Raw genomic sequence first — 5096 nt, 5'->3', positions numbered from 1 at the left:
GCGGGCCCTGGCCGGGGCCTGCCCCCGGGCCGGTTCCACCGGAAACGTCCTAGACCCCGGCCGGTGTGTAGTGCGCCGCCTCGTCCCCCTCCAGGACCCGGCTGGACGTACCGTCGATGCCGACCGGGACATCCCCGGCGACCGTCACCCGGTGCAGCAGGCGCGGCAGATCGCCGTAGTCGTCGGGGGCGTAGTGCTGAGTGATCCGGTTGTCGAAGAGCACCAGATCCCCCGGGGCCCAGGCCCACCGGACGACGTTCTCCGGGCGGGTCACATACGCCTGGAGGATGCGCAGCAGATCGCGGGACTCGGACGGGGAAAGACCGACCAGGCTCTGTGCGAACCCGCCGATGAACAGCCCCCGCTCACCCGACTCGGGATGGACCCGTACCACCGGGTGCTCCGTGCGGTACTTGGTGGACACGAACTGCCGTCGGTGGTCGGCGGCCTTCCGCGACTTCGGCTCGGCGTAGTCGTACGCGTTGGTGTGCACGGCCCGCAGCCCGTCGGCCAGTTGCCGCAGCGGTCCCGGCAGATCCCGGTACGCGGCGGCGGAGTTGGCGATCAGGGTGTTGCCGCCGTAGGGCGGGACCACCAGGGACCTGAGCGTCGACACCTTGGGCGGGTTGCGCAGGAAGGTGACATCGGTGTGCCAGCGGTTGGCCCGGATGCCCTCGTCGCCGTCGACCGGCAGGATGTGCGGCTTGCCCTCGGCCGACGGCACGGTGGGGTGTGCGGTGGTCAGTTCGCCGAAGAGGGAGGCGAACCGGATCTGCGCCGCGTCGTCGAACCGCTGGTCACGGAAGAAGAGCGCCTTGTGCTCCAGCAGAGCCGCGTTGATCTCGGCGACGACGGCGGGATCGAGTTCTGAGCCGATGTCGACGCCGAGGACCTGGGCCCCGATGCGCCCTCCGACACGGCGGATGTCAAAACCGGTACTGGACATGGATGGTGCCCTTCTGTTGGGAGATGGTGCGGAAGACAGGGGTCGCAGTGGTCACAGGGGTCGTACGGTGCTCAGCCCCCGGCCGCGGTGTCTCAGCCCCCCGGCCGGGACGTCATCGGCCGTCTGCCGGGACGTCAGCCGCCGGCCGGGACGCGCCAGGAGGTGAAACGGCGCTCAAGGGCCACGAGGAGCTGATTGAAGGCGACCCCGATCGCGGAGATCGTGATGATCCCGGCGTACATCTCGGGGATCGCGAAGTTGAACTGGGAGGCGTTGACGAGATAGCCCAGCCCGGCCTTGGCACCCACCATCTCCGCGGCGACCAGGACGAGGATCGCGACCGCCCCCGCGAGGCGGATACCGGTGAAGACGGTCGGCACGGACGCGGGCAGGATCACCTTCTGGAAGATCCGCGGCGCGGGCAGGTCCATGGACCTGGCGAGTCTGAGCAGGGTGGGATCGACACCGCGTACGGCGCTGATGGTGTTCAGCAGGATCGGCCAGGTGCACGCGTACAGCACGATCGACACCTTGGATGTCTCCCCGATGCCGAGCAGCAGCACGAACACCGGCAGCAGCGCGAGCGCGGCGGTGTTGCGGAAGACCTCCAGCACTGGGCCGAGGAGGTCCGCCAGCGGCCGGTACCAGCCGATCAGCAGCCCCAGCGGGACGGCGATCGCGACCGCGAGCCCGAACCCGGTGAGCGAGCGGCCGAGGCTGGCCCGCGTGTGCTCGGCGAGCTGTCCGTCGCGCAGCAGGTCCCACCAGGCGACGGCGACCTCGGAGAACGGCGGCAGGAACGTTCCGTCGACCAGTCCGAGCCGGGGTGAGATCTCCCAGACCGCCAGCAGGGCGCCGACGGCGACCGTCCGGGTGAACACGGCGAGCAGGGCACGGCCGGCCCGGCGCGGCACGGACGGCCCGCGCGGCTCTGCCCGTGCTCCTCCGGGGGACGCGCGCACCGGTCCGGTGCGCTCCGCCGCGGTGGACTTCTCGGTGGTGACGCTCATCGTGCGACGGCCTCCCTCTCCTCGCGCTGGGCCCGGCCGGCCTCGTCGCGCAGCAGGGTCCAGAGCTGCCGGCGGTGACGGGCGAAGGCGGGGCTGGACCGTGGATCGGCGCCGGACTCCGGCTCGTCCCGTCCGATCGGCACGACCTCCTTGATCCGTCCGGGCCGGGCGGTCAGCACCGCGACCCGCTGTCCGAGGCGGACGGCCTCGTCGATGCCATGGGTGATGAACACGACCGTCTTGCCCGTCCGCCGCCAGATCCGCAGCAGTTCGTCCTGGAGCGACTCCCGGGTCTGCGCGTCGAGCGCGGCGAACGGTTCGTCCATCAGCAGCACCCCGGGGTCGTACGCGAGACTGCGGGCGATGGCGACCCGCTGCCGCATTCCGCCGGACAGCTCATGCGGATGCCGGTCCTCGAAGCCGGTGAGGCCGACGAGCGCCAGATACTCCCCGGCCAGCGCGGCGCGGCTGCGGCGGGGCACTCCGGTCGCCTCAAGTCCGAACTCCACATTGCCCTGGGCGGTGCGCCAGGGGAGCAGGGCGTACTGCTGGAAGACGATGCCCCGGTCGAGCCCCGGACCGGTGACCGGTTCACCGTCCAGCAGTATCCGGCCGGAGGTCGGCTTCGCCAGACCGCCGAGCAGATCGAGCAGGGTGGACTTGCCGCAGCCGCTCGGCCCCACGACGACCAGGAACTCACCGGCCGCGATATCGAGGTCGATACCGTCGAGCGCGGTCACCGCCCGCCGTCCACCGCGTACGGGAAATGTCTTTCCCACGCCTTCGAAACTGATATGGGCGGTCATCGGGTCAGCTCACCGCCTTTTTCCGGGTGTTGAATTCATTGGTATAGAGGTCGGTGATGTCCACCTGACCGGATTTCAGCTCACCGCGGTCGGTCAGCCAGTCGGCCCAGTACGCCAGTTCGTCGCCCGCGATACGGCCGCCGGGAGCCGGCACACCGTAGGAGCGCCAGTAGGCGATCGCATCGGTGCTCTCGTTCCGCTTCCGGTCCCTGACGATTCTGGTCATCCGCTCGACCACCTCCTCGCGCGGTGCGGTGCGCGACCAGTCGAGCGCCCTGCCGACGCCGGTGACGAAGGTGCGCACGGTCCGGGGATTGCGCTCGATGAAGCGCTCGGTGAACACATAGGTGCCCGCGCTGAAGGCGCCCCGGAGGCTGAAGTCGCTGAAGAGCTTCCGTATGCCTCCGCTCGCCAGTGCCTTGTCCCGCAGGATGCCGCCGAGGACGGCCACGTCGACCCGGCCCCGGCGCAGGGTCTGTTCGGTGTTGACGGGCGGGACGACGATCCGCTCGACCCGCGCGGCCTCGTCCCGGCTCAGCCCGCCGCGTTCGAGGAAGATGTCGAGCATCGCCTCGTGGTGCGCCCCGAGCGTGTTCATCCCGACCTTCTTGCCGATCAGGTCCCTGGGGGTGCGGACGGCACTGTCCGTGAGGACGTAGAAACCGCTGTACGCGTGCCGGTCGGAGCCGTAGTAGCTGATGACGGACTTCACCCGGGCCCTGCGGGACGCCAGTTTGACCACGGCGCCGTTGAACGCGCCGCCGAAGTCGGTCTGTCCGGCGGCGGCGGACTGGATGTCCTGCGGACCGCTGATGGTGTTGCCCACCCAGTCGAGCCGCAGCTCGCCCAGATGGCCGAGTGAGGCCGCGAGTTCGGGTGGTGTGACCGCCCCGGCCGAACCCTGGTAGCGGAGTGTCGTTGTGTTGCGTGTGCCGCCGCCGGCCGCCGTGCCGCAGCCGGTGACCGCGAGCCCGGACAGGGCCGACACGCCGGACAGGGCGGATACGCCGGACAGCGCGAGAAAGGAGCGTCTTGAGCGCCCAGTGCGCCTGGAGTACGTCATCAGTCATTCCGTTTCACTACACGTTGTCACTACACGTTCGGATGGTGCGGGCTGATCGCACCTGCGGGCGTACGAAGTGCCCGGGGGTGCGCGGAGGGAGTGCCGGGAATTCGGTTCGCCCAGGGAACTGCCGAATACGCCGTATCGCGAATGGGGGAACGCGGGAGTGCAGAAATGCAGAAATGCGGGAGTACAGAAATGCGGGACGGCGGAGCTGTGGAGCCGTGTACGGGAAGGGCGGGTCGGCTGGGCGCGGCTCAGCGGCCGGCGGCACAGAGTGCGCTGGCGTGCCGTCGAAGATCGACGTGCAGACGCGATACAAGAATATCGGCTCGACTCACATCCGTGAGAATGTCAGCGATTTCCGGTCGCGTCAATGTGCCAACTGCATCGTCTCGCATGGTGAATTGTTACGGATTTCTTTCGTGAATATGGCCCGTGTTGCATGCAGGTGGCCCCGGGCCCCGGGCCCGACCCGGGACCCGCTCCCGCCCTCACGGGACACGGCCGTGAAGACGACCCGTTCGCCCCGCTGTCGCCCCGGTGTTCGCCCGTGCCCCCTGGTGCGTGCGCGCACGCACCGGGATGCTGTCGCGGACAGCGCTTACCGCGTGCCCAACCCGCCGTAATCCAGGAGTAGTTGTGGGCCCAGGCAGAACCCGGCGTACCGCCGTGCTGATCGCGACCGTGTCCGCGCTGACGGCCGGTGCCATCTCCCCGGCCGCCGCCGACTCCACCCCCGACCCCCGCCCGCGCGACGCCGCCGAGATCCTGCGCCCTGTCGCGCCGCCGCCCGCGAGCGGACCGCCCGGCAGCGCACGCACCGTCGCCGACGGCATCGAGACCGCGCGCACCTCGCGGCCCATCGCCCCGGGCGTCCGTCTCACCTCGTACGACCGGCTGGCGTCCGACAAATGGCTGCGCGTCGACGCACTCTCCGTCGACCTCGCCAAGGGCGGTGTCCGGGCCGGGTATCTGTCGGCGGAGAAGGTCACCGACCGCGACACCCTCTCCCGGCTCGCCGCGCGCCACGACCCCGGACCCGGCCGCCGTACCGTCGCAGCCGTCAACGCCGACTTCTTCGACATCAACCAGACCGGCGCCCCCCAGGGCCCCGGCATCAGGGACGGCGAGATCACCCACTCACCGGCCCCCGGCGCCCACCGCGCCATCGGTATCGGACCCGGCGGCGCGGGACGCGTCCTTGAGCTGTACTTCGAGGGAACGCTGACCCTGCCCGCAGGGCCGGGCCCCCTCGGCGCGTACAACGC

General features: G+C 70.2%; 5 protein-coding genes and 1 pseudogene. 1 reads left to right on the top strand and 5 read right to left on the bottom strand.

The genetic code is table 11. The features are described from left to right. Positions 1-49: 49 nt before the first annotated feature. The 5 genes from ACWF94_RS33090 to ACWF94_RS33070 all read right to left on the bottom strand — a co-directional run bounded on the left by ACWF94_RS33090 (position 50) and on the right by ACWF94_RS33070 (position 4226). Complete coding sequence (locus ACWF94_RS33090; protein WP_453497055.1) at positions 50-946, bottom strand: TauD/TfdA dioxygenase family protein; 897 nt, start codon at positions 944-946, stop codon at positions 50-52. 134 nt (positions 947-1080) lie between these two features. Next, positions 1081-1956 (bottom strand): ABC transporter permease, encoded by an 876-nt coding sequence (locus ACWF94_RS33085; protein WP_453497052.1) that lies wholly within the window; start codon positions 1954-1956, stop codon positions 1081-1083. Then, complete coding sequence (locus ACWF94_RS33080; protein WP_453497049.1) at positions 1953-2762, bottom strand: ABC transporter ATP-binding protein; 810 nt, start codon at positions 2760-2762, stop codon at positions 1953-1955. Before ACWF94_RS33080 ends, ACWF94_RS33085 begins: the two co-directional genes overlap by 4 nt. Positions 2763-2766: 4 nt before the next feature. Then, a complete protein-coding gene (locus ACWF94_RS33075) occupies positions 2767-3825 on the bottom strand; it encodes an ABC transporter substrate-binding protein (protein WP_453497046.1) in 1059 nt (352 codons plus the stop codon). 257 nt (positions 3826-4082) lie between these two features. After that, entirely contained in the window at positions 4083-4226 is a 144-nt protein-coding gene (locus tag ACWF94_RS33070) for a putative leader peptide (RefSeq protein ID WP_453497043.1), read from the bottom strand. Between the two features lie 241 nt (positions 4227-4467). Here ACWF94_RS33070 and ACWF94_RS33065 point away from each other — a divergent pair. After that, positions 4468-5096: pseudogene (locus ACWF94_RS33065) on the top strand (phosphodiester glycosidase family protein); the annotation flags it as partial.

The organism is Streptomyces sp. NPDC055078 (assembly GCF_053607985.1).
The sequence above is the reverse complement of the archived record's forward strand: the minus strand, read 5'-3'. Positions and strand labels throughout refer to the sequence as shown.

Excerpts from the sequence above, each read along its gene's own strand:
- ACWF94_RS33090 (WP_453497055.1), bottom strand. The coding sequence starts at position 946 with ATGTCCAGTACCGGTTTTGACATCCGCCGTGTCGGAGGGCGCATCGGG.
- ACWF94_RS33075 (WP_453497046.1), bottom strand. The coding sequence starts at position 3,825 with ATGACGTACTCCAGGCGCACTGGGCGCTCAAGACGCTCCTTTCTCGCG.
- ACWF94_RS33070 (WP_453497043.1), bottom strand. The coding sequence starts at position 4,226 with ATGCGAGACGATGCAGTTGGCACATTGACGCGACCGGAAATCGCTGAC.
- ACWF94_RS33085 (WP_453497052.1), bottom strand. The coding sequence starts at position 1,956 with ATGAGCGTCACCACCGAGAAGTCCACCGCGGCGGAGCGCACCGGACCG.
- ACWF94_RS33080 (WP_453497049.1), bottom strand. The coding sequence starts at position 2,762 with ATGACCGCCCATATCAGTTTCGAAGGCGTGGGAAAGACATTTCCCGTA.